Source organism: Duganella qianjiadongensis (genome assembly GCF_009857915.1).
GTDB lineage: Bacteria > Pseudomonadota > Gammaproteobacteria > Burkholderiales > Burkholderiaceae_D > Rugamonas > Rugamonas qianjiadongensis.
In genome coordinates this window covers 1-25486 of sequence record NZ_WWCM01000012.1, presented here as the reverse complement: position 1 = coordinate 25486, position 25486 = coordinate 1, and the positions used below count along the sequence as shown (strand labels likewise).

General features: G+C 59.6%; 25 protein-coding genes. 7 read left to right on the top strand and 18 right to left on the bottom strand.

Annotation, left to right across the window (positions count from 1 at the left end):
• Window positions 1–8 precede the first annotated feature (8 nt).
• The 5 genes from ilvA (at window position 9) to rapZ (ending at window position 5054) form a co-directional block, all read left to right on the top strand.
• Complete coding sequence (gene ilvA / locus GTP27_RS16530; protein WP_161040272.1) at window positions 9–1544, top strand: threonine ammonia-lyase, biosynthetic; 1536 nt, start codon at window positions 9–11, stop codon at window positions 1542–1544.
• A gap of 62 nt (window positions 1545–1606) precedes the next feature.
• Complete coding sequence (gene queF / locus GTP27_RS16525) at window positions 1607–2440, top strand: NADPH-dependent 7-cyano-7-deazaguanine reductase QueF (protein ID WP_161040367.1); 834 nt, start codon at window positions 1607–1609, stop codon at window positions 2438–2440.
• A gap of 185 nt (window positions 2441–2625) precedes the next feature.
• Entirely contained in the window at window positions 2626–3108 is a 483-nt protein-coding gene (locus GTP27_RS16520) for a PTS sugar transporter subunit IIA (RefSeq protein WP_161040271.1), read from the top strand.
• 67 nt (window positions 3109–3175) lie between these two features.
• On the top strand, window positions 3176–4111 hold the full coding sequence (gene hprK / locus GTP27_RS16515) for an HPr(Ser) kinase/phosphatase (RefSeq protein ID WP_155436322.1): 936 nt from the start codon (window positions 3176–3178) through the stop codon (window positions 4109–4111).
• Window positions 4112–4190: 79 nt separating this feature from the next.
• A complete protein-coding gene (rapZ, locus tag GTP27_RS16510) occupies window positions 4191–5054 on the top strand; it encodes an RNase adapter RapZ (protein WP_161040270.1) in 864 nt (287 codons plus the stop codon).
• Between the two features lie 10 nt (window positions 5055–5064).
• On the opposite strand, the gene GTP27_RS16505 is transcribed toward rapZ, so the two are convergent.
• The 9 genes from GTP27_RS16505 to GTP27_RS16465 form a co-directional block, all read right to left on the bottom strand.
• Window positions 5065–5310 (bottom strand): hypothetical protein, encoded by a 246-nt coding sequence (locus GTP27_RS16505; RefSeq protein ID WP_161040269.1) that lies wholly within the window; start codon window positions 5308–5310, stop codon window positions 5065–5067.
• Window positions 5311–5385: 75 nt separating this feature from the next.
• The gene (locus GTP27_RS16500) at window positions 5386–6471 is read right to left on the bottom strand and encodes an enoyl-CoA hydratase/isomerase family protein (RefSeq protein ID WP_161040268.1); all 1086 of its coding nucleotides are present in this window, start codon (window positions 6469–6471) and stop codon (window positions 5386–5388) included.
• A gap of 117 nt (window positions 6472–6588) precedes the next feature.
• Complete coding sequence (gene hpf, locus GTP27_RS16495; RefSeq protein WP_155436325.1) at window positions 6589–6945, bottom strand: ribosome hibernation-promoting factor, HPF/YfiA family; 357 nt, start codon at window positions 6943–6945, stop codon at window positions 6589–6591.
• Between the two features lie 74 nt (window positions 6946–7019).
• Entirely contained in the window at window positions 7020–8498 is a 1479-nt protein-coding gene (locus GTP27_RS16490; protein WP_161040267.1) for an RNA polymerase factor sigma-54, read from the bottom strand.
• 14 nt (window positions 8499–8512) lie between these two features.
• Entirely contained in the window at window positions 8513–9265 is a 753-nt protein-coding gene (gene lptB, locus GTP27_RS16485) for an LPS export ABC transporter ATP-binding protein (RefSeq protein WP_161040266.1), read from the bottom strand.
• Between the two features lie 2 nt (window positions 9266–9267).
• On the bottom strand, window positions 9268–9861 hold the full coding sequence (gene lptA / locus GTP27_RS16480) for a lipopolysaccharide transport periplasmic protein LptA (RefSeq protein WP_161040366.1): 594 nt from the start codon (window positions 9859–9861) through the stop codon (window positions 9268–9270).
• 34 nt (window positions 9862–9895) lie between these two features.
• A complete protein-coding gene (lptC, locus tag GTP27_RS16475; protein WP_161040265.1) occupies window positions 9896–10489 on the bottom strand; it encodes an LPS export ABC transporter periplasmic protein LptC in 594 nt (197 codons plus the stop codon).
• Window positions 10490–10501: 12 nt separating this feature from the next.
• Window positions 10502–11029 (bottom strand): KdsC family phosphatase, encoded by a 528-nt coding sequence (locus GTP27_RS16470; protein ID WP_202416864.1) that lies wholly within the window; start codon window positions 11027–11029, stop codon window positions 10502–10504.
• Entirely contained in the window at window positions 11029–12027 is a 999-nt protein-coding gene (locus GTP27_RS16465; protein ID WP_161040264.1) for a KpsF/GutQ family sugar-phosphate isomerase, read from the bottom strand. Before GTP27_RS16465 ends, GTP27_RS16470 begins: the two co-directional genes overlap by 1 nt.
• Before the next feature lie 139 nt (window positions 12028–12166).
• Here GTP27_RS16465 and GTP27_RS16460 point away from each other — a divergent pair, with 139 nt between their 5' ends.
• Complete coding sequence (locus GTP27_RS16460) at window positions 12167–14149, top strand: monovalent cation:proton antiporter family protein (protein WP_161040263.1); 1983 nt, start codon at window positions 12167–12169, stop codon at window positions 14147–14149.
• On the opposite strand, the gene GTP27_RS16455 is transcribed toward GTP27_RS16460, so the two are convergent.
• The 6 genes from GTP27_RS16455 to ychF all read right to left on the bottom strand — a co-directional run bounded on the left by GTP27_RS16455 (window position 14146) and on the right by ychF (window position 22344).
• Window positions 14146–15333 (bottom strand): GGDEF domain-containing protein, encoded by a 1188-nt coding sequence (locus GTP27_RS16455; protein WP_161040262.1) that lies wholly within the window; start codon window positions 15331–15333, stop codon window positions 14146–14148. The genes GTP27_RS16460 and GTP27_RS16455 overlap by 4 nt on opposite strands.
• Before the next feature lie 168 nt (window positions 15334–15501).
• Window positions 15502–16347, bottom strand: a complete 846-nt coding sequence (locus tag GTP27_RS16450; protein WP_161040261.1) for an MOSC domain-containing protein — start codon at window positions 16345–16347, stop codon at window positions 15502–15504.
• Between the two features lie 8 nt (window positions 16348–16355).
• Entirely contained in the window at window positions 16356–17888 is a 1533-nt protein-coding gene (locus GTP27_RS16445; RefSeq protein WP_161040260.1) for an NYN domain-containing protein, read from the bottom strand.
• A 120-nt stretch (window positions 17889–18008) separates the two neighbouring features.
• Window positions 18009–18812, bottom strand: a complete 804-nt coding sequence (locus GTP27_RS16440) for a type 2 periplasmic-binding domain-containing protein (RefSeq protein ID WP_161040259.1) — start codon at window positions 18810–18812, stop codon at window positions 18009–18011.
• A gap of 68 nt (window positions 18813–18880) precedes the next feature.
• The gene (locus GTP27_RS16435) at window positions 18881–20884 is read right to left on the bottom strand and encodes a methyl-accepting chemotaxis protein (RefSeq protein WP_161040258.1); all 2004 of its coding nucleotides are present in this window, start codon (window positions 20882–20884) and stop codon (window positions 18881–18883) included.
• 368 nt (window positions 20885–21252) lie between these two features.
• Window positions 21253–22344: a redox-regulated ATPase YchF gene (gene ychF / locus GTP27_RS16430; protein WP_161040257.1), complete on the bottom strand. Its 1092-nt coding sequence runs from the start codon at window positions 22342–22344 to the stop codon at window positions 21253–21255.
• 34 nt (window positions 22345–22378) lie between these two features.
• Here ychF and GTP27_RS16425 point away from each other — a divergent pair, with 34 nt between their 5' ends.
• A complete protein-coding gene (locus GTP27_RS16425) occupies window positions 22379–23659 on the top strand; it encodes a tyrosine-type recombinase/integrase (RefSeq protein WP_161040256.1) in 1281 nt (426 codons plus the stop codon).
• A 23-nt stretch (window positions 23660–23682) separates the two neighbouring features.
• Here GTP27_RS16425 and GTP27_RS16420 read toward each other — a convergent pair whose 3' ends face one another.
• From GTP27_RS16420 to GTP27_RS16410, 3 genes are all read right to left on the bottom strand, one after another.
• Complete coding sequence (locus GTP27_RS16420; RefSeq protein ID WP_161040255.1) at window positions 23683–24429, bottom strand: hypothetical protein; 747 nt, start codon at window positions 24427–24429, stop codon at window positions 23683–23685.
• A 56-nt stretch (window positions 24430–24485) separates the two neighbouring features.
• Window positions 24486–24905 (bottom strand): hypothetical protein, encoded by a 420-nt coding sequence (locus GTP27_RS16415; RefSeq protein ID WP_161040254.1) that lies wholly within the window; start codon window positions 24903–24905, stop codon window positions 24486–24488.
• Window positions 24906–24959: 54 nt separating this feature from the next.
• A partial coding sequence (locus tag GTP27_RS16410; RefSeq protein WP_161040253.1) for an IS3 family transposase occupies window positions 24960–25486 on the bottom strand: 527 nt, incomplete at its 5' end.

The window sequence follows — 25486 nt, the reverse complement described above, 5'->3', positions numbered from 1 at the left end:
TGCAGACCATGACCATCGATTATCTGAAGAAAATCCTGACCGCCCGCGTCTACGACGTCGCCACTGAAACCCCGCTCGAGCACGCACCTGCCCTGTCGCAGCGCTGCGGCAACCGAATTTACTACAAGCGCGAGGACATGCAGAGCGTGTTCAGCTTCAAGATTCGTGGCGCCTACAACAAAATGGCTCACCTCAGCGATGCCCAGCGCAAGCGCGGCGTGATCTGCGCTTCGGCCGGCAACCACGCGCAGGGCGTGGCCCTGTCCGCCGCCAAACTGGGTTGCCGCGCCCTGATCGTGATGCCCACCACCACGCCCCAGGTCAAGATCGATGCCGTCAAGTCGCGCGGCGGTCCTTCCGTGGAAGTGGTGCTGCACGGCGAATCCTACACCGACGCCTACAACCACGCCCTGCTGCTGGAACAGGAACAGAAGCTGACCTTCGTCCACCCCTTCGACGATCCGGACGTGATCGCCGGTCAGGGCACTATCGGCATGGAAATCCTGCGCCAGCATTCCGGCCCGATACACGCGATCTTCGTCGCCATCGGCGGTGGCGGCCTGATCTCGGGCGTCGCCGCCTACGTCAAGGCCATCCGTCCCGACATCAAGATCATCGGCGTGCAGACGCTGGACTCGGACGCGATGGCACGCAGCATCAAGGCCGGCGAGCGGGTCACCCTGTCCGATGTCGGCCTGTTCTCGGACGGCACGGCCGTGCGTCTGGTGGGCGAAGAAACCTTCCGCCTGACCCAACAATATGTGGACGACATCATTCTCGTCGATACCGACGCCATCTGCGCCGCCATCAAGGACGTGTTCACCGATACCCGCAGCATCCTCGAACCGGCCGGCGCACTGGCCGTGGCGGGCGCCAAGGCCTATATCGAACGGGCCGCGCTGACCAAGGACCCGGTCGAAAACCAGACTCTGATCACCATCGCCTGCGGCGCCAATATGAATTTCGACCGCCTGCGCTTTGTGGCCGAGCGTGCCGAACTGGGCGAATCGCGCGAAGCCGTGTTCGCCGTCACCCTGCCCGAGCAGCGCGGCAGCTTCAAGCGCTTCTGCGCACTGGTAGGCCCGCGCAATGTGACCGAGTTCAACTACCGTATCAGCGACAAGGATGAAGCCCACGTGTTCGTCGGTGTGCAGATTGCCGACCGTGGCGAATCGAGCAAACTGGCGCGCAGCTTCGAGCAGCAGGATTTCCGCACGCTGGACCTGACCCACGACGAGCTGGCCAAGGCCCACATCCGCCATCTGGTAGGCGGCAAGAGCGCGCTGGCGCAGGACGAACTGCTGTACCGTTTCGAGTTCCCCGAGCGTCCGGGCGCGCTGATGCGCTTCCTCAACTCGATGGCGCCCAACTGGAATATCTCGCTGTGCCATTACCGCAGCCAGGGTGGCGATGTGGGCCGGATTCTGATCGGCCTGCAGGTACCGCAGGAGGAAATGGAACAGTTCGCCCAGTTCCTCACCACACTCGGCTACCGCTACTGGGATGAAAGCGCCAACCCCGTGTACAAACTATTCCTCGGCTAAGCGCCGGGCAGGACGGCAAGGTTTGCGCTACTATGCCGTCCTTCACCAACAAGAGCACCGTCATGACCAACACCGCCGATCTGTCCCCGCTGGGAAAAAACTCTGCCTACCGTACTGATTACGCACCGGAATTGCTGTTCCCGATTCCACGGCAGGGCAAGCGCGATGAACTGGGCCTGACGGGCACGCTGCCCTTCTTCGGCGTGGATATCTGGAACGCCTACGAAATTTCGTGGCTCAACCAGCGCGGCAAACCGCAGGTGGCCATTGCCCGCATTACCGTGCCGGCCGACTCGCCCAACATCGTCGAATCGAAGTCCTTCAAGCTCTACCTGAATTCCTACAACCAGACCCGGCTCGATAGCGTGGTGGCGCTGAAGACCTTGCTGCAACAGGATCTCTCCAAAGCGGTAGGCGCGAATGTGCACATCTCGCTGACCCAGCCGGAAGAATTCGGCATGATCACCATGGGTGAACTCGATGGCCTGCTGCTCGACCGTCTCGACATCGAAGTCGATCACTACAGTCCCGATCCCGCGCTGCTGAAAGCGGCGCTGGACGAAGAGCCGGTGGAAGAAAAGCTGGTGTCGCACCTGCTCAAATCGAACTGTCTGGTCACGGGCCAGCCGGACTGGGCCAGCGTGCAGATCCATTACGCCGGACCGCAGATCGATCAGGAAAGTCTGCTGCGCTACCTGATAGGCTTTCGCGAACACAATGAGTTCCACGAGCAGTGCGTGGAGCGCATCTTCATCGATATCCTGCGCCAGTGCCACCCGCAGCAGCTGGCCGTGTACGCGCGCTACACGCGCCGTGGCGGGCTCGATATCAATCCCTGGCGCAGCAACTTCAGCAGCGCCCAGAAACCGGCCAATCTGCGCGGCGCGCGCCAGTAAAGCCTCAGTGTGCCGTATGCCACCGGCACGATACATTTCTGATCGGCACGCTTAATTCAGGCGTATCATAAGCACATAGGCAGCAGCGTGCCGCACCACGCTACAGGTTTTCAGGTGCCGGACAGAAAAAAGCCTATAATGCGCTCGCAGGCCGCATTTGTGCGCCGCAACATTCTATTCGCAATATGAATAACCTTAGCAAAATACTCTCTCTGGAAAACGTGCAGCTCGATCTGGAAGTGTCCAGCAAGAAGCGCGCTTTCGAGCAAGCCGGCCTGATCTTCGAAAACAACTGCGGCATCGCCCGCTCCACCGTCTCGGACAATCTGTTCGCGCGCGAACGTCTGGGTTCCACCGGACTGGGGCATGGTGTGGCGGTTCCGCACGGCCGCGTCAAAGGCATGAAGAGCCTGAAGTCGCCGCTGGCGGCGTTTGTGCGTCTGGCCGAGCCGATTCCGTTCGAATCGCCGGACGGCAAACCTGTCAATCTGTTGTTTTTCCTGCTGATCCCTGACCACGTCACCCAGCAGCATCTGGAAATCCTGTCCGAAATCGCCGAAATGTTCTCCGACGACGCTTTCCGCGCAGCGCTGACGACCGATCCTGATCCCGCTTCCGTGTACCAGCGCATCATCAGCTGGGTGCCGACGCTGCAGGCAGCAGGCTAAGTTAGTGTAGGGGCGGCTGACTATGGGTTACACTACCAGCTAGTTCAACCCATCACGAAGACGCCCCATGCTGCAAACTCCGCTGACGATACAACGCCTGTACGACGATAATCGCGAAAGTTTGCAGCTAGGCTGGTTCGCCGGCTTCCCCGGCGGCGAACGCCTCATTTCCGGCGACGTCGCTTCGGCCGCCGATCAGGTGGGCCACCTGAACACCATCCACCCGGGCCGGATACAGGTATTCGGCCATCAGGAAATCAATTACTACCAGCGTCTCAAATCGCTCACGCGCGCCCACGTGATCGGCGAGCTGATTGCCGGCGGTCCGCCCGCGCTGATCATCGCGCAAGGGCTGGAAACCCCGCCCGACATCCTCGCCATCTGCGACGAAAAAAATATTCCGCTGTTCTCCACGCCGCTGCCGGCGGCACAGGTGATCGACTTTCTGCGCGTGTACCTGTCGAAGAAGCTGGCCCAGCGCATCATCATGCACGGCGTGTTCATGGACGTGCTCGGTGTGGGCGTGCTGATTACCGGCGATTCCGGTCTGGGCAAGAGCGAACTGGGGCTGGAACTGATTTCGCGTTCGCACGGTCTGGTGGCCGATGATGCCGTGGAGTTCTCACGCATCGCACCGAACATGATCGAAGGCCGCTGCCCGCCGCTGCTGCAGAATCTGCTGGAAGTGCGCGGGCTGGGGCTGCTGGACATCAAAGCCATCTTTGGCGAGACGGCAGTACGCCGCAAGATGCGCCTCAAGCTGATCGTGCATCTGGTACGCCGCGGCGCCGCTGATGAAGAAGTGGAGCGCCTGCCCTTCCAGTTTCCTACCGAGGACGTGCTGGGCCTGCCGGTGCGCAAGGTAGTGATCCCCGTGGCGGCCGGCCGCAACATCGCGGTGCTGCTGGAGGCCGCTGTGCGCAACACCATCCTGCAACTGCGCGGCATCGACACGCTGCAGGAATTCATGGAACGCCAGCGTCAGGCCATGAGCGGCGATTGATCATTCTCATCTGTTGTTATTGGCGCCAAATGGTGCCGATAACAACACAGCTTTGCTGCCTGCGGTATCATCCTGTCCTATGCGTATCGTACTCTTAACCGGCATCTCCGGCTCCGGCAAATCCGTCGCCCTCAACGTCCTTGAAGACACTGGCTACTATTGCGTCGACAACCTGCCGCCAGCGCTGCTGGCCAGTCTGGTCGATACCCTGACCAAGGAAGGTCTGGACGCCCTGGCCGTGGCGGTGGACGCGCGCAGCTCCGCATCGCTGGCCAGCCTGCCGGACGACGTAACGCGCCTGCGCGAGCAGGGGCACGACGTCAAAGTGATGTTCCTGACCGCAAATACCCATTCACTGGTGGCGCGCTTCTCGGAAACGCGGCGCAGCCACCCGCTGTCGCACGAACTGCGTCCGGGGCAGAATCCCGCTTCGCGCCGCACCCTGATCGAATGCATACTGGAAGAGCGCGAACGTCTGGCACCTATCGAAAAACTGGGCCATGTGGTCGATACTTCCGAACTGAGCGCCAACAAGCTGCGCGCGTGGGTCAAGGATCTGGTGGCGATCGAACGGGCGCCGCTGATCCTGTTCTTCGAGTCGTTCGCCTTCAAGCTGGGCGTACCGCTCGATGCCGATTTCGTCTTCGATGTGCGGGCGCTGCCCAATCCCTATTACGATCTGACGCTGCGCCCTTTGAATGGACGCGATCAGCCCGTGATCGACTTCCTCAACGCCCAGCCCAGCGCGCTGGAACTGTTCAAGGATATCCGCGACTTCATCGAAAAATGGCTGCCCTCGTTCAAGACCGATAACCGCAGCTACCTGACGGTGGCCGTCGGCTGCACGGGCGGCCAGCACCGCTCCGTGTACATGGCAGAACAGCTCGCGGCTTACTTCCAGAGCAGCGAAAAAGTCGTGCTGCGCCATCGCGAGCAAGCCTGAAGTTTCGGCTCTAGTGCAGAAGCTTCAGCAGCAGCAAAATCAGACTCGTTTGTAACAGGCCAAACGATATCCAGACGACGAGCACCCAGCAAATAAAATCCCGTCTAAACTCTGACAATTTGACGTCCAACTTCGCATCCAGCTTCTCGATTCTCGCATCCAGCTTTTCCAGCGCGTTTACGACAAGACTGAATTCCGTCGCGACGTCCAGCCGTCCAACCACTTTCTGCGTATCGAAGGGACTGGTAGCCATCATGAGCTCCAGACAGGGGTATCATCTGACGACGCCCTTCGTCAGATATCAGGTATTGCGCTCCATCATAGCCCCCGCTTACGACAAGTGGCGCAGGGGATGGGCGTAAGCGGGCCAGACCGGCGCGAACATCTGCTGTACCTGTTCATCACTCACTTCGGCCAGCGTGGCCGGACGCCATTGCGGCGCATTGTCCTTGTCGATTACCAGAGCACGCACGCCTTCGATCACTTCGCCATGCTCGAAATTGCGCCGTACCAGCGCGCGCTCCATGCGCAGGCAATCGGCTACGCCGAGCGCTGCACCGCGCCTGATCAGCTCATGCGTCACGCACATCATCAGCGGCGAGCGGGTGGTCATGATCTGCAGGGTTTTCTGAGCAAAGGCGCTGTCGTCCTGCTGTAGCGAGGCCGTGATGGCAGCCACCGAAGCGGCGGCGAAATGCCGGTCGATAGCGGCGCGCTGCTGCGCTAGCTGGCTCTCGCCGGTGCCGTGCTGGAACGGCGCGGCAAAGCCCGCAATGGCCGCGCGCAGTTGCTGGCCCGAAGTACCCTCCAGCAGCGCCAGCAAAGCAGGCAATTCGGCGCTCGGCACAAAGTAATCGGCCAGCCCCGCATACAGCGCGTCAGCGGCATGGATGGTCACACCCGTGACGCCCAGATAGTTGCCCAGCTGGCCCGGGGCGTGCGACAGGAAATAGCTGCCGCCCACATCGGGGAACAGGCCGATATTCACTTCCGGCATAGCCATCCTGGTGCGTTCGGTGACGATGCGGATACGGCAGTCCGGCCCGCCCTGCGCCACCCCCATGCCGCCGCCCATCACCACCCCATCCATCAGGGCGATATACGGCTTGGGATAAAAATGAATTAAATGGTTTAGCGCATATTCTTCCGTGAAGAAGTCTTCCAGCAGCGCGCTGCCTGCTTGCGGCGTGTCGCGCCCCACATCGTAGAAGAAGCGGATATCGCCACCGGCGCACAAGGCTTTTTCGCTGCTGCTGCGGATCACCACCGCATCCACTTCGGCACTGTCACGCCACGCCAGCAGCGCTGCCGTGATGTCGCGCACCATCTCCAGCGAGAGGGAATTGAGGGCCTTGGGACGGTCCAGCAGGATCAGGCCGGTACCGTTGCTAACGCTGGTGTGGACGTGTGCGCTCATGGAATCAGGAGGTAAGTGAAAACGCTATTCTACTGCGCAGGCGCGGCAAGCGGACCGCCCTCCAGACGCAAAAAAGGGCGCTGATGGCGCCCTTGATCGGATCTTGCAGTGACCGGCTTATAGCGCGGCGGCAGACTCGTAACTATCTGGCAGATGCTTGATGGCATCGTGGCCGTGGTTCTGCACTTTGTCTTTGTATTTCATCACCTGCCGATCGAGCTTGTCGATCAGAGTGTCGATGGCGGCGTACAGATCTTGCGACAGGCTTTCCACGTACACGGTTTTGCCCGACATGCGCAGGTTGATCTCGGCCTTCTGGCGCTTCTCTTTCTCTTTAAGGTTATCTACAGTCAGGATGACAGCAATATCAATCACTTGATCAAAGTGGCGGGTGACGCGTTCCAGTTTGTTCTGCACATATTCACGGATCGCTGCAGTCACTTCGAGATGATGTCCACTGATGGTGAGATTCATACACACTCCTAAAGATGATGTTACTGGCGGTTAGTGCGCTGCCCATTGCTGCCGGGCGCACAGGAACCAGATAACTACAAAGACTTGCGGAGACTGACTGGCGGGATTTTCAAAGCTTCCCGGTATTTGGCAACAGTGCGTCGCGCAATGACCATGCCTTGTTCGCCTAGCATGTCCGCAATCTTACTGTCAGATAAAGGGTTTTTCGGGTCTTCTGCTCCTGTCAATTGCACGATGAGTGCGCGTATCGCCGTCGAACTTGCTTCCCCTCCCGCTTCGGTGGCGACATGGCTACCAAAGAAATATTTCAGCTCAAACATGCCGTGCGGGGTCAGCATATATTTTTGAGTTGTTACGCGAGAAATAGTGCTCTCGTGTAGACCTAGTGTATCAGCTATTTCGCGCAGCACAAGGGGTCTCATGGCAACCGCGCCATGGGAGAAAAAGTTCTTTTGCCGTTCCACGATCGCTTGTGCAACGCGCAAAATTGTCTCGAAACGCTGCCGCATATTCTTGATCAGCCACTTGGCTTCCTGCAGCTGCGCACCCATCGCGCTCTCGCCCTTGCCCTGCTTGAGCAGGTTGGCGTACATGGCGTTGACGCGCAATCGCGGCATGACATCGTTATTCAGGCTCACTTGCCAGCCGTTGCGCGATTTTTTCACGATCACGTCGGGCACCACATAGTCCGAGGTGTCGGCGGCAAAGGCGGCGCCGGGGTGGGGATTGCACTGGCGGATCACGGTTTGTGCTTCGCGCAAATCCTCCTCGTCACACAGCAAGGCTTTCTTTAATTTGTTGAAATCGCGCTGGGCAAACCAGTTCAAATGATTTTCAACAATTGCTAGCGCCATGCGGCGCGTAACCAACGGAATTGCCGGTAAACGCTTGATTTGCAGCGCCAGGCACTCGGAAGCGTTGCGCGCCCCTACGCCGAGCGGATCGAAACTTTGCAGTAAAGTTAAGGCGGTCTGCAATTCGTCGAGTTCGACTTCGAGTTCTTCCGGAATGCGCGCATGGATTTCTTCCAGCGACTCTTCCAGGTAGCCGTTCTCGTCCAGCGCGTCGATGATCAGTTCGACCAGCGCGCGGTCGCGCTGTTCCAGCACCAGCACGCGCATCTGTTCCAGCAAGTGGTCGCGCAGCGTGCAGTGGCTCGCCTCCAGTTGTGGACGGGCATCTTCATCGTCGGGCGCCTTGCTGCGGCCAGCATCGCTCCAGTCCACATCGGCATCGCTGCTGGTGCTTTCCGTGTCGGCGGCAGGACCATCATAGCCATCGGCCTCGGCCGGTGCGGCCTCGCTCTGGCCGGGCGGAATATCGGCGCCCGCTTCGTTCGACGTGGCTGGCTGGCTGATGGCGCCATCGGATAACAGGCGCAGCGAACGGTCGAGCGGATCGTCGAGCCGTTCCAGCAGCGGATTGTCGGTCAGTAGCTGTTCCAGTTCCTGATGCAATTCCAGCGTGGACAACTGCAGCAGCCGGATCGACTGCTGTAGCTGGGGTGTCAGCGCCAGATGTTGCGAAGTGCGCAGTTGCAAAGACTGTTTCATGAGGCTTAGGTGGCTTACATTCGGAAGTGTTCACCCAGATACACGCGGCGTACCGACTCGTTGGCGATGATGTCGTCCGGTCGGCCCGAAGCCAGTACCGTGCCCTGGTTGATGATATACGCGCGGTCGCAAATGCCTAGCGTTTCGCGCACATTGTGATCGGTAATGAGGACGCCGATGCCACGTTCTTTGAGGAAGCGCACAATGCGCTGGATCTCGATCACGGCTATCGGGTCGACCCCGGCGAATGGTTCGTCCAGCAGCACGAAGCGGGGATTGGTCGCCAGTGCACGCGCGATTTCCACCCGGCGCCGTTCGCCGCCCGAGAGCGACAGGGCGGGATTTTCGCGCAGCTTTTCGATTTGCAAATCGGCCAGCAGGGTATTGAGCCGTTCATCAATGGCAGCCTTGGATAAAGACTTGCCGTCTACTTTCTGGATTTCCAGCACGGCGCGGATGTTCTCCTCCACCGTGAGTTTGCGGAATACGGAGGCTTCCTGCGGCAGATAGGACAGGCCCAGCGCAGCGCGCCGGTGGATGGGCAGGCTGGAAATATCGGTACCGCTGATATCGATGCTGCCCGCATCCGACGGCACCAGCCCCACGATCATGTAGAACGAGGTGGTCTTGCCGGCGCCGTTAGGCCCCAGCAGCCCCACCACTTCGCCGCAGGCCACCTGCAGCGATACATCGTGGACTACCTGGCGCTTGCCGTAAGTCTTTTGCAAACCCTTGACGATCAGGGTGCTACCGCAGGAAGTCGTCATGCTTATTTTCCCGGTACAGGTGGAACGGAGGCCGCTGGCGCCGCTGCCGTGGTGGCGGCCGGTCCGCGCTGCACCGGCTGGATCACCATGGTGCCGCGACCGGCGCCGGGCTTGCTTTCACCCGTCACGCTGTTTTTCACGGCAAACTGTTCTTTGCGGCTGTCGTAGGAAATGAATTCGCCATCGACTTCATCGCTCAGGCGGCCCGCCTCCAGACGGCGGATCTTGGCCTTGGAGAACAGCTTCACCAGATCGGTCTTGTCGCTGTATTCGATGCGCTCGGCCTCGCCTTCCACCCACTGCTCGCCGGCACCGTCGCGCTTCTGGCGGAAGGTGGCAGGCGTGCCGGGCGTGCTGGTCAGCACCACGAAGTTATAGCCTTCGGGATCGGTGGTGACCACGGCTTTCGGCGACTTCATCAGCAGCGTGCCACGGGTCAGCACCACATTGCCCAGCAGGGTCTTGATCTGTTTCACATCATCGATCTGCAGATCGTCGTAGTCGATCTTGGTGGGCTTGGAGGCATCGGCTTTTTCCGCCTGCGCCACACCCAGTCCGAGGCAGCACAAGGCCACTGCCAGCATCAGTTTCTTCATCATCTCTATCCTTTCGTTAGCATCCACGGAACGCTTAGTGCGCTGCACGTGGTGGTAACAGTAATTGTCCACGACCGCCCAGCTGCACTTCGCGCGTGGCATTGTTTGCTTTCATGCCCACGCCGCTCGCGCTGGACTGTCCAAGTTGCAAAGCCACAGCGGCGGCAGTTTCCATTCTTTCTTCGTCCGGATACACGGTCAACGTCGGGGTGGTCAGGTGCAGCACGGGAGCCTGCTCGGTAGCAGGACGCAGTACGTCGACCTTACCGGAAAGCTGCACGCGCGTATTGCCCTGATCGATCAAAGCAGTCTGTGCATGCATCTGCATGGGCGGCTGATCGCCCGACAGGCTGTGCACATACGGTTTTTCGATATCCGACGCGTCATCCACGGGACGGTGGGTGAGCTTGTCACCGGAGACGATGTAGGCCGGCTTGCCCGCCTGATTCATGCGCACCAGACTGAAACGATCGATGATGTAATCGGGCTCGTTGCGGTAGGGATCCGTCTGTTCGTCCTGCCCGGCCTGATTCACCACCTGCACCAGCCAGAAGCTGCCAACAGCGACAAATACGCCGACCAGCATGATCAGCGTCAATTGCCAGCGATGGGCGGTTCTTTTACGCATGCTCGCACTCCATTACACCAGAAACTGCGCCATCACGCGCTGGTAGCTGCCCTGCGCCTGCATCAGCAGTTCGCACACTTCGCGCACGGCGCCACGGCCGCCGTGGGCGGCGGTGACGTGGTGGGCGCGGCTCAGCACTTCGGCGCGGCCATTCGGCACGGCCACGGCCAGCCCGACACGGCTCAGGATGGGCAGATCGACCACATCGTCGCCGATAAAGCCTACCTGCTCGGCCGTCAGCCCGGTCTTTTCCAGCAGAGCGTGGAAAGGCGCGAGCTTGTCATGGCCGCCCTGATGCAGATGGCTGATACCGAGATCGGCGGCACGGCGTATCACCTGCTGCGAAGTGCGCGCGCTGATGATGGCGGTCTGCACGCCCGATTCCTGCAGCAGCTTGATGCCCAGACCATCCTGCACATTGAAGGTTTTCAGGGCTTCGCCATCGGCGCCGTAATGCAGGCTGCCATCGGTCAGCACGCCATCGACGTCGAAGATCATCAGCTTGATGCGGGCGGCCCGTTCCAGTACGCTAGGATTCATCAGATCACCTTGGCGCGGGTCAGGTCATGGATGTGCAACGCGCCCACCAGCTTGCCGTCGGCATCCGTCACCAGCATCTGGTTGATGCGGAATTCTTCCATCACCGCCACAGCATCGACGGCCATTTTCTCCGGCGCGATGGTGCGCGGGTTGGCATGCATCACATCGCCGATCACCACTTTGCTGAAATCCTGTACTTTTTCTATCATGCGGCGCAGGTCGCCGTCGGTGAACACGCCCACCGGACGGTTATCGCCATCGACGATGGCCGTCATGCCCATGCCCTTCTGGGTAATTTCCAGCAGCGCATCGGTGAGTTTCACGTCAGCCTGCACTTTCGGCACGGCGTCGCCGCTGCGCATCACATCGCGCACGTGCGTGAGCAGGCGGCGGCCCAGCGCGCCACCGGGGTGGGAGCGGGCGAAATCTTCTTCCTTGAAGCCGCGCAGATCCAGCAGGGCCACAGCGATGGCGTCGCCCAGCGCCAGCGTGACGGTGGTGGAGGTGGTGGGCGCCAGATTCATCGGGCAGGCTTCCTTGGCCACGGCGACGTTCAGGTGCACGTCGGCGATGTCGGCCAGACTGGAACCGGGCTTGCCCGTCATGGCGATGATCCTGGTGCCCATGCGTTTGACCACGGGCAGTATGGTCATCAGCTCCGAGCTTTCGCCGGAATAGGAAATAGCGATCAGCACGTCGCCTGCGGTCACCATGCCAAGGTCGCCGTGCGCGGCTTCGGCCGGATGCACGAACAGCGCCGGCGTGCCGGTGGACGCCAGCGTGGCGGCGATCTTGCGGCCGATGTGGCCGGATTTGCCTATCCCCGAGACCACCACCCGCCCTTTGCAATTCAACAACAGGGCGATGGCCTGCACGACGCTATCGTCGGCTGCCAGACGGTCGTTCAGAGCAGCGATGGCATCCGCCTCGTTCTGCAGGGTGGCTTGGGCAAGGCGCAGAGCATGCGCGGCCTGATTTGCGTCAAAAGCTTTCAGCATTGTTTTTTCATGGGTTACACTCACACCCAAGTATAGCCGAATTAGGAAAGCAAAAAACTTGCCAGATTAAACATAAGGTGAAAACAATCAACACTGCACCACCGCTGGCCAGTGCAAAATCGAGTAGAAATGAGCTGACATGACGTTTACGCCGCTGGAAATCACCCTTTTATTGCTAGGAAGCGCAGTCCTCGGCGTAGTCGCCTTCCGTATGTTACAACTACCGCCCATGCTCGGCTATCTGGCCGTGGGCATCCTGATCGGCCCCCACGCGCTGGGGCTGGCAGAAGAAAGCGAAGTCACCCATGCACTGGCCGAATTCGGCGTGGTGTTCCTGATGTTCTCCATCGGGCTGGAGTTCTCCCTGCCCAAGCTGATGGCCATGCGCAGCATCGTGTTCGGACTGGGCATGGCGCAGGTGGGCCTGACCATCATCGCTACCATGCTGTTCGGCTGGACCATCGGCACCCAGCTGCCGCCCGATATCCACATCGGCTGGCAGACCGCGTTTGCGCTGGGCGGGGCGCTGGCCATGTCGTCCACCGCCATCGTGTCGAAAATGCTGACCGAGCGGCTGGAACTGGAAAGCGAACATGGCCGCCGCATCATCGGCATCCTGCTATTCCAGGATCTGGCCGTGGTGCCGCTGCTGATCCTGATTCCGTCGCTGGGCCAGCGCCCCGACGCACTGGCAGAAACGCTGGCCTGGGCCAGCCTGAAAGCCGTCATCGTGCTGGCCCTGCTGCTGTTTGTGGGACAGAAGATCGTGCGCACCTGGTTCACCATCGTGGTCAAGCGCCGCTCGCAGGAACTGTTCATGCTGAACCTGCTGCTGATTACGCTGGGTGCGGCATGGATCACGGAAAAGGCCGGCCTGTCACTGGCGCTCGGGGCTTTCGTGGCCGGCATGCTGATCTCGGAAACAGAGTACAAGCATCAGGTGGAAGAGGACATCAAACCCTTCCGCGACGTGCTGCTGGGACTGTTCTTCATCACCATCGGCATGCTGCTCAATGTGCAGATGGTGCTGCAGCACTGGTGGCTGGTGCTGATTCTGCTGTGCGGGCCGGTACTGCTCAAGTTCGCCCTGATCGCCGGACTGGCCAAACTGTTCGGTTCATCCGATGGCGTGTCCATGCGCATCGGTCTGGGGCTGGCGCAAGCCGGTGAATTCGGTTTCGTCCTGCTCAATCTGGCTGGTGGCAGCAAACTGATAGACCCCTTCATCATACAGGTGGTGCTGGCCTCGATGGTGCTATCCATGCTGCTGGCGCCCTTCATCATCGCCAAGTCCGACCAGATCGTGCTGAAATTCTCCAACAACGAGTGGATGATGCAGTCGCTGGCCCTGACCAAGATCGCCAGCCGCACCATGTCCACCAACAAGCACGTGATCGTGTGCGGCTTCGGCCGTAGCGGCCAGAGTCTGGCTACTCTGCTGGCGGAAGAAAACATCGATTACCACGCACTCGACCTTGATCCGGAACGGGTGCAGGAAGCCCAGACGGCAGGCCGTCACGTTTCCTACGGCGATGCAGCGCGGCGCGAAAGTCTGGTGGCCGCCGGTATCTACCGCGCCAGCGCCGTGGTGATTACCTACGCCAGCACGCCGTCGGCGCTGAAGGTACTGCATCTGGTGCATGAACTGGCCCCTACCCTGCCCGTGATCGTGCGCTCGTACGACGATACCGATCTGGACCGGCTGAAACAGGCCGGTGCCGCCGAAGTGGTGCCGGAACTGATGGAAGGCAGCCTGATGCTGGCTTCGCACGCGCTGGTGATGCTGGGTGTGCCGCTGCGGCGCGTGGTGCACCGTGTGCAGATGGCGCGTGATGCGCGCTACGCTTCACTGCGCGGCTACTTCCACGGCGCCAGCGATAGCGGCGACGAAGCGGATCTGGAACGGCTGCATTCGGTGACCCTGACCAGCAGCGCCAGCTGCGTGGGCCAGCCGCTGGGCAGCGTCGCCATCGCCAACAGCGGCGCAGTGGTGAGCAGCGTACGGCGCGGCAAAGCGCAGCTGGAAGTGGCGGCGGAACTGCAACTGGAAGCCGGCGATGTGGTGATCCTGCGCGGCACGGCGAGTGCCGTGCACAAGGCGGAACAGAAGCTGCGGCGCTAGCCTACGTTACGCAGTTCCGGCTCGGGGTCGCGGCTGACCACACGGTTGCGGCCATTTTCCTTGGCCACGTACAGGCGGGCATCAGCTTGTGCCACCCAGGTGCGCGCCACAACGGCAGGATCGCCTTCCGCTTCGCCCGGCGCCAGACAGGCCACCCCGATCGACACCGTGACGGACAGTTGCAGTTCCTGCGACAGCGCGATCATGCTGCCCGCCACGCTGGCACGGATACGCTCGGCCACGAAAGCGGCGCTATCGAGATCGGCATCGATCAGCAGCACGACGAATTCCTCGCCGCCGAAACGGGCCAGCGCATCGGAGCTGCGCAACTCGTTCTTGATGCGGCGCGACACCTCGCGCAGCACATCGTCGCCGCCGCCATGGCCCACCGTATCATTAACGCGCTTGAAGTGGTCGATATCGATGTACATGAAGGAAACCGGATACTGCTGGCGGCGCGCGCGGGCAATTTCTTCCAGCAGGCGGCGGTCGATATAGCGGCGGTTGTACACGCCTGTCAGCGAATCGGTCAGGCCGATGTACTTGAGCATCTCGTTACTGATCACGTTTTCCAGACAGATGGCGATGATGGACGCCATGTGTTCGATGAAATCCGTGCCCAGACTAGGAGTGAAACGGGTGGGGTCGCAGCTGCCCAGATTAAGCGAGCCGATAATCCGCTTGTTGCGCAACAGTGGTACCAGCGCAACACTTTGCAGACCGGCAGGCGCCTGAGGGAAAGACCTGCCGTGGCGGCGCGCATCGTACATGCCCAGCTGCGGCCGCGGCGCGGCGGCCTGCGCATTGCGCGGCGCCAGTTCCAGCCCCATGGCGTCGACCGCCTCGACGAAGATCAGTCCGGGAAAATCCTCGAACACCACATCGAGCTTGAGCATCACTTCACGGATATCGGCATCTTCATCAAGCAGCGTTAAAGTTACGCAATCGAGTTCCGATATAACCGGTAAGACGCGGAAGATAATGCCTATCAGTTCGGGAAAATTAGCAGCGCCGACAATTTCCAGATCAAACGCCTGATGGCGCGTCATGATCGAGTGGTTGCGCTCCGCCTGTTCAAGCAGATAGGCCATACGCGCGCGCAGCGCCTGGTTCTCGGCGGCCAGATCCGCCGCCGTAGCGGGCGTAGCCTGTGGCCGTAACGTGCCGGATGCCGTGTGCGTCATAAATGCCTTCACTCGCCTGATTTCGCCTGATTTCTTACCATATGCCACATTACGCCAAGTTTTGCCGCTTGTAAATTCAGCGGCAGCTTCAATGGCAACTGAAGGCATGGGAACACCGCCCGGGCAGGCGGAATGCCCAGCCGGTTGCTAAAGGCGTGCTGCCGCAGTTTAAAACGCCAGCGTGACTTCGATTTCCTGCCCTACCGAGACGACCTGTCCGGCTCCGGCCACCACCAGACAGTTCATCCCGAAGCACAGCGCGCCATCGAGTTCCGGCTTGGCGCGGAAGCTCTGCATGATGTCCAGCGGATCGGGCCCCACCACGCCAGTGTCCTGATCGACCGACGGCATAGGGCAGCGCGGGCAGGGTTTGACGGGTTTCAGCACCGCCTCGCCGAGCGCGAACGTCTCGGTATAGTCTTCGTCGAACGCTTCGATACCGTCCACCACCACATTCGGACGGAAGCGGTTCATGGGCAGCGCGGCGCGGCCTGCACGCAGCAGGCGCTGATTGAGTTCTTCCAGCGACGCAGTGCTGGTAAGCAGTAGCGGATAACCATCGGAGAACAGCGTGGTGGCCGCAATACCGCCACTCCAGGTCTGGCTCACGGCACGCTCGGCCTGCGGATGGAAGCGGGCCAGCCGGCAAGGCACGCCCAGTACGGCGCTGAACCACGCTGCGGCCTGCTCGCCGCTATCACTGGCCCGCACCTGATCGTCCCATACCTGCACGGTCAGCGTGGCCGCGGACGCGTCACGCGCCAGCGGCAGCGCCAGTGCTTCCGCGTCCGGCGCGCTGAGGACTAGCTGCCCATCCAGCAGTGCGGGCTTGATCAGCGACATGCGCGGATATTCGCGCTGGGTCAGGCAGATCCCTGCCGCATCGACCACCACCCATTCGCGGTCGCCGATGCCGCCATGCTGCAGGCCTTGCACGGTCAGCGTGGCCTGCTGCAAGGACAGGCCACCACAGGACTTCACCGGATACAGTATCAGGGATGCGAGCGTGGCCATATGGGGCCTTACTCTGCGCCAGCGGCGGGTTTAGCGGCTTTGGGCGGGCGCGGCTTGCGCGCAGCCGGCTTGCGGGCCGGTTTGGCCTGCCCAGCCTTGCCATCGGCGCCCTCGCCCGTCGGTGCCGACGCTGAAGCCGGCGCAGCCTCGGGTGCGACTTCGGCAGCTTTTGCCGGTTTGCCTGCAGGCTTGGGCTTGCGCTGTCCGGCATTCTTCGCCGCACCAGCCGCGGGTTTGGCTGCAGGCTGCGCTGCAGCTTCCACGACGGCCGGCAGCTCAGGCCGGGTTTCAGGCTGGGCTACGGCTGGCTGTTCGGCCTTGGCCTCGCCCTGCGGCTCTGCCTTCTGCTTGTTCGCTGCTTTGACCTTGCGGGCTGGCGGCTTGGTGCCGTTTTTCTTCTTGGCTGGCGTGGTGCTGACAGCTGCGCCATCGGCTGGCGCCGGCGCCTCGTTTGCCACTACCGGCGCGGCCACCTCGGCCTGCGCAGTCTCTGGCTGTGCTGCGCCTTCCGCTACTGGCGCCGCATCAGCCTCGACACCGGCTGGCAGCTCGCCAGCCTGCGCTGCACGCGCCTGACGCTCGGCCTGACGAATGGCGAAACGTTCTGCCGCCGTACGGCCACGATTGCGGCTACGGCGCGATTCCGCCTTGCCTGCTTCGCCATCCACGCTAGCTGGCGCGTCGCCCGCTGGCGCATCGTTCGCCACGGCTACCGGCACAGGCACGCCCGAGCCACGATAAACATAGGCACCCGATTTTTCGTCGCGGCCAAACTCCAGCAGGCCGCGCGCCTTGCATTCCTCGATCAGATTGCCGAAAGTGCGGAAGCCATAATAGGACTCGCTGAAATCGGGCTTGCGGCGCTTGATCGCTTCCTTCAGCACGGAAGCCCAGATCTTGCCGCTGTCGCCACGTTCCAGCACCAGTGCTTCGAAGGTATCGATGGCAATTTCCACCGCCTGATTGCGGCGCTTGTCCATCTCGTCACGGCGGGCGCGCTCCTCTTCCGGCGTGCGCTTGACGGCTGGGCGGTTTTCGTTGGCATCGCGCTTGGCGCGGCGGCTTTCGCGTACCAGATCATCGTAGAAAATGAATTCGTCGCAGTTTGCCACCAGCAGGTCGGAAGTCGATTGCTTGACGCCCACGCCGATGACCTTCTTGGCGTTCTCGCGCAACTTGGACACCAGCGGCGAGAAATCGGAATCGCCGGAAATGATGACGAAGGTGTCAACGTGCGACTTGGTGTAGCACAGGTCCAGCGCATCGACCACCATGCGGATGTCGGCCGAGTTCTTGCCGGACAGGCGCACATGGGGAATTTCGATCAGCTCGAAGTTGGCTTCATGCATGGGCCCTTTGAAGCCCTTGTAGCGGTCCCAGTCGCAATATGCTTTCTTGACTACGATGCTGCCCTTGAGCAGCAGACGTTCCAGCACGGGCTTGATATCGAATTTATCGTAATTGGCGTCACGCACACCGAGCGCGACGTTTTCGAAGTCGCAGAACAGCGCCATGCTGACGTTTTCGTTGGAAGAAGCCATGAAGATATTTTTCTAGTGATGGGTGAAGCAGATGATGACGCCAGCCCCTGCGGACCGGTGTCTGATCGGAGCAGGACTCCGGCTATCTGGCGATTATACCCAACAAAGCCGGGCCGGCGCTTAACGGCACAGCTTGCGCTGAGCTTCGCTGGCCCCCGAGTTGCGCGGCAGGATATGTTTGCAGGTATCAAATTCCTGCTGCCACTGGCGATCCGTCAGCAGCGCCGCACTCTGCTGATTGAGAAAAGCCAGCAACTGCGGCTGGTTGGGCGCAAGGAAGAAGCCCCGCTCGAACACCGTGCGCGGCCGGGCCGCGAGGTAAAGCCAGCTATCGAGATCGGGATACAGCTGGCGCATGCGCGGCATGGAGCTGGCCTGCAGAAATGCCACGGGCACGCGGCGCTGCTGCAGCTTGAGCAGATTGCGCGCCTCGCTATCGGCTTCATCCCTGCTCACCACGCCGGCCTGCAACAAGGCATCAAAACCCTTGTAGGAAAAGCCCTCCACGGTGCCGATGCGCTGGCCGTGCAGCGACACATCGCCCTGATAATCGAACGGGCTGCTGCGCAGGGACGCCACCAGATTGGCATCGACCATATAGTAGCTGCTCCAGCTCTGGCGCGCCGCTGCTGCGCCGAACCAGCGCGGATTGGCCCAGGCGACCACGCCCTGCCAGTGGGACTGCTCGAGCATCAGCTGCAAACGGCGGCGCGGAAGCTGGGTAGCAATGAACTGGTAACGCCCGGCGGAACGCTGGGTCAGCCAGTCGGCCATTTTTTCGCTGAGGTTGCCGGGCATGCCGACCGCAAAGGTCGGCCCCGAATAGAACACATACAGAGGAATGGTCTGGGCAGCCAGACCCAGCCGCCATGGCAAACACAGCGCCAAACAAGCCAGCCAGCCCCGGATGCGTACCTTTGTCATGCCGGCAATACTACCACGCTGTCTCTGCAGCGGCGCATGGGCGTGCGTCGCTGCAACACAGCATCATGCTAGGCGGCAGCATCCAGTGCGCGTCCCGTGCGACGCGCCAGTTTCAGATGCGTCTTGCTCACGGCATGCACGGGCGTTTTGGTGCCGAGCTGGAATACCTGCACCGAATCCGACAGGAAGGTAGCGCGCTCTTCCAGCGACATCACGGCGGCCGCAATCTCCTCTACCATGGCCGCATTTTCCTGTGTGCTGGCATCCACCTCGCGCACCGACGCGGCCATCTGGTTGATCTGCTGCGCCTGCTGATTCGAGTCCTGCGTGATCTGGTCCATGATGGCATTCACCCGCTGCACCGACTGCACGATATCGCTCATCGTCGTACCGGCAGCATTCACGAAGCGCGCGCCCTCATCGACGTCGCCGATCGAGGTACGGATCAGATCGCCAATTTCCTTGGCGGCACTGCTGCTGCGCTGGGCCAGATTACGCACTTCCGAGGCTACCACGGCAAAGCCGCGGCCCTGCTCGCCAGCACGTGCCGCTTCCACCGCGGCGTTCAGCGCCAGAATATTGGTCTGGAATGCGATGCCCTCGATCACCTGCGTGATCTCGCCGATCTTGCGCGAGGACTGGGTAATCTTTTCCATCATCGCCACCGCATTCGACACGGTCTGCTCGCCGCTGCTGGCCACGTTATAGGCCGACATCGCCAGTTCATCGGCCATCTTGGCGTTGGCCAGATTGTGCGCCACGGCCTGATCGAGCGCGTCCATATTCGACGAGGCTTCCTGCACCGTGCCGGCGATACGTGCGCCGCGCTGGGCCAGGTCGTTATTACCGGCGGCGATTTCCGACGCGGCCAGACTGATGGATTCGGCCGACACCCGCACCCCGGCCACGATCTGGTGCAGCTTGCCTACACTGCCGCGCACCATATTGATGGCGGCCGTCACTTCATCCTTGCCGCTGGCGGCCGTGCTATCGCTCAGGTCGCCATTACCCATGCGCTCTACCCGGCGGGTAATCGCGTTCAGACCGCTCAGGCTGGCCAGATAGAAGGTCACCAGCGCATAGGCCGCCACCGACAGCGCCAGGATCACGCCGGCGAGCAGGGTGTTGCGCATCATGCGCAGACGCAGCACACGGCCGTCCAGTGCCTCTTCCAGGCCATCGAGCATCTGGTTGGTCAGCTTGGAATTGGCCGCCATGACCTTGGTGCCCTCGGCGTAGATGCGGAAGGGAATGGCGCTGACGGATTTGACGATGGTTGCATTAATCTGTTCCAGATAGGCATCGGCTGCGGCCAGCGGCGCCTGATCAACCTTGGCCAGTGCAGCAGGATTTGCCTTACCGGCACGAAGCAGCTCGTCGCGCGTATCGTCGATCTCGTTGCGGATCAGCGCCAGATAGCCGGCTATGCGCACCATGGTGGCCTGGGCCTTATCGGGCTGGGCCGCTACAAAGGTCACCAGCCCGCGCAAGGGCGCCAGCTGTTCGGTAATCAGCGGCATCTTGTCTGTGCCTGCCAGCATCAGATAATAAGAATCTTCATCAGGATCGAGCGCCAGTTGCGAACCATCGGAAATGGCGCGCCGTACTGCCGTGAGGGCACGGTTGAGGGGCGCATATTTGGCCGTAATCTGCGCCGTATCGCTATACGAACCGTTCAGCGCCTGATTCCACAGGACTTCCGCTTCTTTGAGCAATGGCAGCAGTTTGAATGGATCTTCCTGCTCCAGATCTTTCTTCATGCTGGCAAACTGGGCGCGCACCTGCTCGGCGGCAGCCTGCATCTCGGCCGGATTCTCCGTATCCAGCAACTTCAGCAGCGTCTGTCCACGATGCTGCAGCGTGCTGTTCATCAGGGCATTCACCTGACGGTGGTAATGCACGCCGGATTTTTCCTTGAGCGCGAAATCAATATCCTGATTGGCCTTGCTCACATATAGAAACAGCAGCATCAGCAGCGGAATCAGCAGCGCAACAACAATCAGAGCGAATTTGGTAGGCATACGCAACTGACGCATCAGGCGCTTACCGGGAGCAAAAAAAGTAGCCAGCATTGCGGAACATTCAACGGATAGGTGACGGTGCAGGATCGGGCACCATGGGCAATTGCGCCAGCTTTTGGCCAGGCAACAGGACATCCGCATTGGGGCGGAAAGCAACCACCAGTTCGGGGCGGGGAAGGTCAGACCTGCGGGCAAGCTAGCGGCAGGGCTCTGGAAGAGTCGCTCTCTGAATAATACCTAAGTGCTTTCAGGAAATATATACAATCGATTGGCGCTATTGAAATAATTATCGGAATGTTTTCATAATGAAAATTATTCTGTCGTTTTTTGCTCTAGATCAGTTTTATTATGAAATATTCACCAATAAAAAAGCCTCGCAACTGCGAGGCTTGGGGACTGATGCAAGGTCAGAATTCGGCTTAGACGTTGAACAGGAAATTCAGCACGTCACCGTCTTTAACGATGTATTCCTTGCCTTCAGCGCGCATCTTGCCCGCTTCCTTGGCACCGGCCTCGCCTTTGTACTGGATAAAATCGTCGAACGCGATCGTCTGGGCACGGATGAAGCCGCGCTCGAAATCGGTGTGGATCACGCCTGCGGCCTGCGGTGCCGTGTCGCCAATATGGATGGTCCAGGCGCGCACTTCTTTCACGCCGGCGGTGAAATAGGTCTGCAGACCCAGCAACTTGTAGGCAGCGCGGATCAGACGGTCCAGACCCGGCTCTTCCATACCCAGATCGGCCAGGAAAGCAGTTTTGTCAGCGTCGTCCAGATCGGCGATCTCGGCTTCGATGGAAGCGCAGATGGCCACGATAGGTGCGTTCTGGGTGGCAGCGTAGGCGCTCAGCTGGTCCAGCAGCGGGTTGTTGCTGAAGCCGCTTTCCGACACGTTGGCCACATACATGGCTGGCTTGGCCGTGATCAGGCACAGCGGCTTGATCAGCAGCATTTCATCGGCATCCAGACCCAGCGCGCGCACCGGCTTGGCATCGTTCAGCTGCGGCATCAGGCGTTCCAGCAGCGCTACCAGTTTGGCCGCATCCTTGTCGCCGGAACGGGCTTTCTTGTTTTCACGGTGCAGGGCTTTTTCCACGGTGCCGAGGTCGGCCAGCGCCAGTTCGGTCTGGATCACTTCGATGTCGTCCAGCGGGCTCACTTTGCCGGCCACGTGGATCACGTTGTCGTCTTCGAAGCAGCGCACCACGTTGACGATGGCGTCGGTTTCGCGGATGTGCGACAGGAACTGGTTGCCCAGACCTTCGCCCTGCGAAGCACCTGCCACCAGACCAGCGATGTCGACGAATTCCACAATGGCATTGACCATGCGCTCAGGCTTGACGATCTCGGCCAGTGCCCCCATACGCGGGTCCGGCACTTCCACCACGCCTACGTTAGGCTCGATGGTGCAGAAGGGATAGTTTTCGGCAGGAATGCCAGCCTTGGTCAGGGCATTGAACAGGGTAGATTTACCGACGTTGGGCAGACCCACGATACCGCATTTGAGACTCATGAATAATCCTTAAAGTTCAACGAGTTAGGCGGAAGTGAGCATCTACGCGGACACGCCATGCAGAGAAATTATAAACAACCACCATCACTACGAAAATGACAACAAAACCGGCAAATCAAGCGTGCAATCGCTAAATTTTGTGCGAGTTTTGTCAAAAAATATGGCTATTGTAACCCTCACCGACACCCTTCTCCAAAAGCATCCTGCACGGGACGGTGCAATTCTGCGTGATCGGATTTTGTCAGGATTGTGCGTCCGGGTCGGTCGCAGGACAAAAACGTTCTTCATCGCCACAAGCGTCTCCGGCAAACAGGTGCGGACAACTTTGGGACGTTGGCCTCTCCTGACCGTCGATGACGCCCGTTTCCAGGCTCTTACGATACTAAGGGACTGTCGGAAAGGCTTGGCCCCTGTTCAGGCTCAGCCGCTTACCCTGCCCACTCTATCGGAGTCGCTTGTGACCTATTGCGAAACAAAAAAACTGAAAGCGGCCAGCCTACGCCGATACCAATCAATCGTCCGAACCCATTTCGCGCAATGGTATGAGGCACGGGTCGATCAACTGGGTAAGCCAGAGTTCAGCAGTCACTGTCTGACTTTCGCTCAGAATACAGGCAAGGCCCTAGTGGATGTCGGCCGCGGTGTCTTCGGTGCCCTATTCAAGTATCTGAACGCCACGTTCGGCCTTTCTCTCGAAAACCCGTTTAGCAAATTTGCGGCTGCTGGCCTCTTGCCTAAACGCGCCGAGCCACGTGCGCGAGTATTGGCAGAGGAAGCACTACCGGCTTGGAAACGCGCAGTTGACGCACTGCCAGAAAAGCAGCGGGATTACTTGATGATGGCGGCCATGACAGCGCTGCGCCGCAACGAATGCTCAGGCATCCGACCGTCCCACATCAACCTAGACGAGCTGTCCTTGAGCATTCCCGAAACAAAGACCGGGAAGGCGCACACGTTGCCTATCACTCCTATCATGCTTGAAATCTTTAAGCGCAGACTTGCAACGGTCAATAATGACGAGCCAATTTTCAAGGGTATAGCGGTCGAGCACATCTCTGAAATGGCCGCTCGGGCTGGAGCACCGCGCTTCATGCTGCATGATCTGCGCAAATTAGTAGCGACAACGGGAGAAAAGCTGAAGCTCTCCGATGCTATCAATCGCCGGATTCTGAATCACGCCGCCAAACGCAGTGATACGTTACACCGCCACTACGTGCATCTGACTGCGGCCGACATTCGCGTTCCGCTCGAATCGATTCAAGCCAAGCTGCTCGATCTTATGAAATCCGGAAACACTGATTCTCGGGAGAACTAGATGGCACAAAACCCTAGGCTCTATTAACCGCAAGTATTGACCCAGATTACTTCATATTCACACCCAAGCGCTTCAATGTCCGACCAATCATGAAGAGATACAGATCGTAAGCCAGCTTTGAGATTACTGGCGATAAAGTGAGTTAAGAAGCCTCCGGCGCGCTCGAAAATTGAGTCACATCGGTAGCCGGCTTTTTCGGCTATTTGTAGCGCGCGCCCAATCGCATCATCGCTCATTCGCGAAGATATTCTTGTAAGCTTGAGTGCAATATCCACATCCCCGAGCTTCTCGACGTTGGAGAGATAGCTGCCGAAGACAGCAATTCTTTCCAAGCATAGCGGCCACTCCGGATAAGTAGATACAAAGTTTGATGCTCGGTCTCTTATTTTCGCGACTTGTCCGATCGCTGTCGCTCGATTGATCGGGCGGGAGCCTGATGCGTTCAAGAAACCCATTCCGTCCAAAGTAACTTCCAAGCCACCATTGGGGCACTGTTCTAACCAACGCCTTTCTTGGAGGTGACTAACTAGAACGCCGGCCACTGTCAAATCGATTTGCATGGCGTCGGCGAGATCTTCAACGTCAAACCATAATCCGCACCGGCGCAACGCATTTCGCACAGCCAGAATCGAATGCCCCTCTATCAACTCCGCTGAATTAATTCGCATAAACATACCTTTAAGAATCAAAAAAAAGCGATCACTATTCACAGTAGATTGGTGACGCGTCAAATCTCTATCGCTACTTGGCTGTCGGCGTAGCACAAACATACTGCCAGCTCCAAGAGAAGTATATATTTCCCGCTAAAGTGAAATGGCGAAGTGGCTTAGTCCAAATATTCTGTTGAGAGACTTTCAACGCAACGATGGATGCAATTACTATCCACGAAGATCAGATTCACATCACGACCTGTGCATAGCTGTCGATAGGTCTGAACCAGCTTGATCTCGTTTACCGTAAACGAAGTCGGAGCCAATATTTTATCTACAGCGCCAAGAATATCGGGCATCGACTCCGCAAGAAGTTGACGCAGCAAAGGGGCAGGTTCGATGGACAATGCAGTTGCGAGCGCAACTACCTTCTGCACCGGTAGCTTCGTATTTCCCTGCTTGATCATGACAAAGGTCGTGACGCGCTCGAAGCCTAGAGCCTGCGATATTTGCTCATCACTCTTTCCAAGCTCCATCTGACGGCGGATGATCAATTCCGCGATGGATTCGTTACTGATGTTGGTAACTGTTTTCATATTCACCCTATAAAGTATCGCTTTGCAAAATGCATCGCGCTCGGTATGTAGTGGTCAACCTATCCCGGACACTACGTTAAGTTTTTCTTCTTTGACGGCCGGAGCCAATCCCTCATTGAACTGATGTGGCCGTATCCGGTTATAGCGGTGCATCAGGTAATAGCTGATGTCCCGCTGTGCTTCGTGTGCTGTCATGTAACCTGTTGACGGCAGCCATTCCGTTTTAAAGCTGCGGAACAGCCGTTCCATCGGGGAATTGTCCCAACAATTTCCCCGACGGCTCATACTCTGTTGTATCCGATAGCGCCACAAGCGCTGGCGGAATTTTCGACTGGCATATTGGCTACCTTGGTCCGAATGAAACAGCAGCCCATGTGGTCGACCTCGCTGCTCGTAAGCCATTTCCAACGCCTGCACAACAAGGTCGGCGTCGGGCCTTAGCGAGAATGCCCAGCCCACCGCGCGGCGCGCGAACAAGTCCAGTACCACGGCCAAGTAATACCACCGGCCTTGCGCCCAGACATATGTAATGTCCCCACACCAGACTTGATTTGGCGCCGCCACTTTAAATTCACGATTGA

Bases quoted from the DNA above. Each gene is read 5' to 3' on its own strand.
- GTP27_RS16505 (WP_161040269.1), bottom strand. From the start codon at position 5,310: ATGATGGCTACCAGTCCCTTCGATACGCAGAAAGTGGTTGGACGGCTG.
- lptC (WP_161040265.1), bottom strand. From the start codon at position 10,489: ATGCGTAAAAGAACCGCCCATCGCTGGCAATTGACGCTGATCATGCTG.
- GTP27_RS16465 (WP_161040264.1), bottom strand. From the start codon at position 12,027: ATGCTGAAAGCTTTTGACGCAAATCAGGCCGCGCATGCTCTGCGCCTT.
- GTP27_RS16420 (WP_161040255.1), bottom strand. From the start codon at position 24,429: ATGTTTGTGCTACGCCGACAGCCAAGTAGCGATAGAGATTTGACGCGT.
- GTP27_RS16445 (WP_161040260.1), bottom strand. From the start codon at position 17,888: ATGGCTTCTTCCAACGAAAACGTCAGCATGGCGCTGTTCTGCGACTTC.
- GTP27_RS16470 (WP_202416864.1), bottom strand. From the start codon at position 11,029: ATGAATCCTAGCGTACTGGAACGGGCCGCCCGCATCAAGCTGATGATC.
- GTP27_RS16490 (WP_161040267.1), bottom strand. From the start codon at position 8,498: ATGAAACAGTCTTTGCAACTGCGCACTTCGCAACATCTGGCGCTGACA.
- GTP27_RS16520 (WP_161040271.1), top strand. From the start codon at position 2,626: ATGAATAACCTTAGCAAAATACTCTCTCTGGAAAACGTGCAGCTCGAT.
- lptB (WP_161040266.1), bottom strand. From the start codon at position 9,265: ATGACGACTTCCTGCGGTAGCACCCTGATCGTCAAGGGTTTGCAAAAG.
- GTP27_RS16415 (WP_161040254.1), bottom strand. From the start codon at position 24,905: ATGAAAACAGTTACCAACATCAGTAACGAATCCATCGCGGAATTGATC.
- hprK (WP_155436322.1), top strand. From the start codon at position 3,176: ATGCTGCAAACTCCGCTGACGATACAACGCCTGTACGACGATAATCGC.
- GTP27_RS16450 (WP_161040261.1), bottom strand. From the start codon at position 16,347: ATGGCCACGCTCGCATCCCTGATACTGTATCCGGTGAAGTCCTGTGGT.
- GTP27_RS16435 (WP_161040258.1), bottom strand. From the start codon at position 20,884: ATGCTGGCTACTTTTTTTGCTCCCGGTAAGCGCCTGATGCGTCAGTTG.
- GTP27_RS16455 (WP_161040262.1), bottom strand. From the start codon at position 15,333: ATGACGCACACGGCATCCGGCACGTTACGGCCACAGGCTACGCCCGCT.
- GTP27_RS16500 (WP_161040268.1), bottom strand. From the start codon at position 6,471: ATGAGCGCACACGTCCACACCAGCGTTAGCAACGGTACCGGCCTGATC.
- GTP27_RS16460 (WP_161040263.1), top strand. From the start codon at position 12,167: ATGACGTTTACGCCGCTGGAAATCACCCTTTTATTGCTAGGAAGCGCA.
- queF (WP_161040367.1), top strand. From the start codon at position 1,607: ATGACCAACACCGCCGATCTGTCCCCGCTGGGAAAAAACTCTGCCTAC.
- ychF (WP_161040257.1), bottom strand. From the start codon at position 22,344: ATGAGTCTCAAATGCGGTATCGTGGGTCTGCCCAACGTCGGTAAATCT.
- lptA (WP_161040366.1), bottom strand. From the start codon at position 9,861: ATGAAGAAACTGATGCTGGCAGTGGCCTTGTGCTGCCTCGGACTGGGT.
- ilvA (WP_161040272.1), top strand. From the start codon at position 9: ATGACCATCGATTATCTGAAGAAAATCCTGACCGCCCGCGTCTACGAC.
- GTP27_RS16440 (WP_161040259.1), bottom strand. From the start codon at position 18,812: ATGACAAAGGTACGCATCCGGGGCTGGCTGGCTTGTTTGGCGCTGTGT.
- hpf (WP_155436325.1), bottom strand. From the start codon at position 6,945: ATGAATCTCACCATCAGTGGACATCATCTCGAAGTGACTGCAGCGATC.
- rapZ (WP_161040270.1), top strand. From the start codon at position 4,191: ATGCGTATCGTACTCTTAACCGGCATCTCCGGCTCCGGCAAATCCGTC.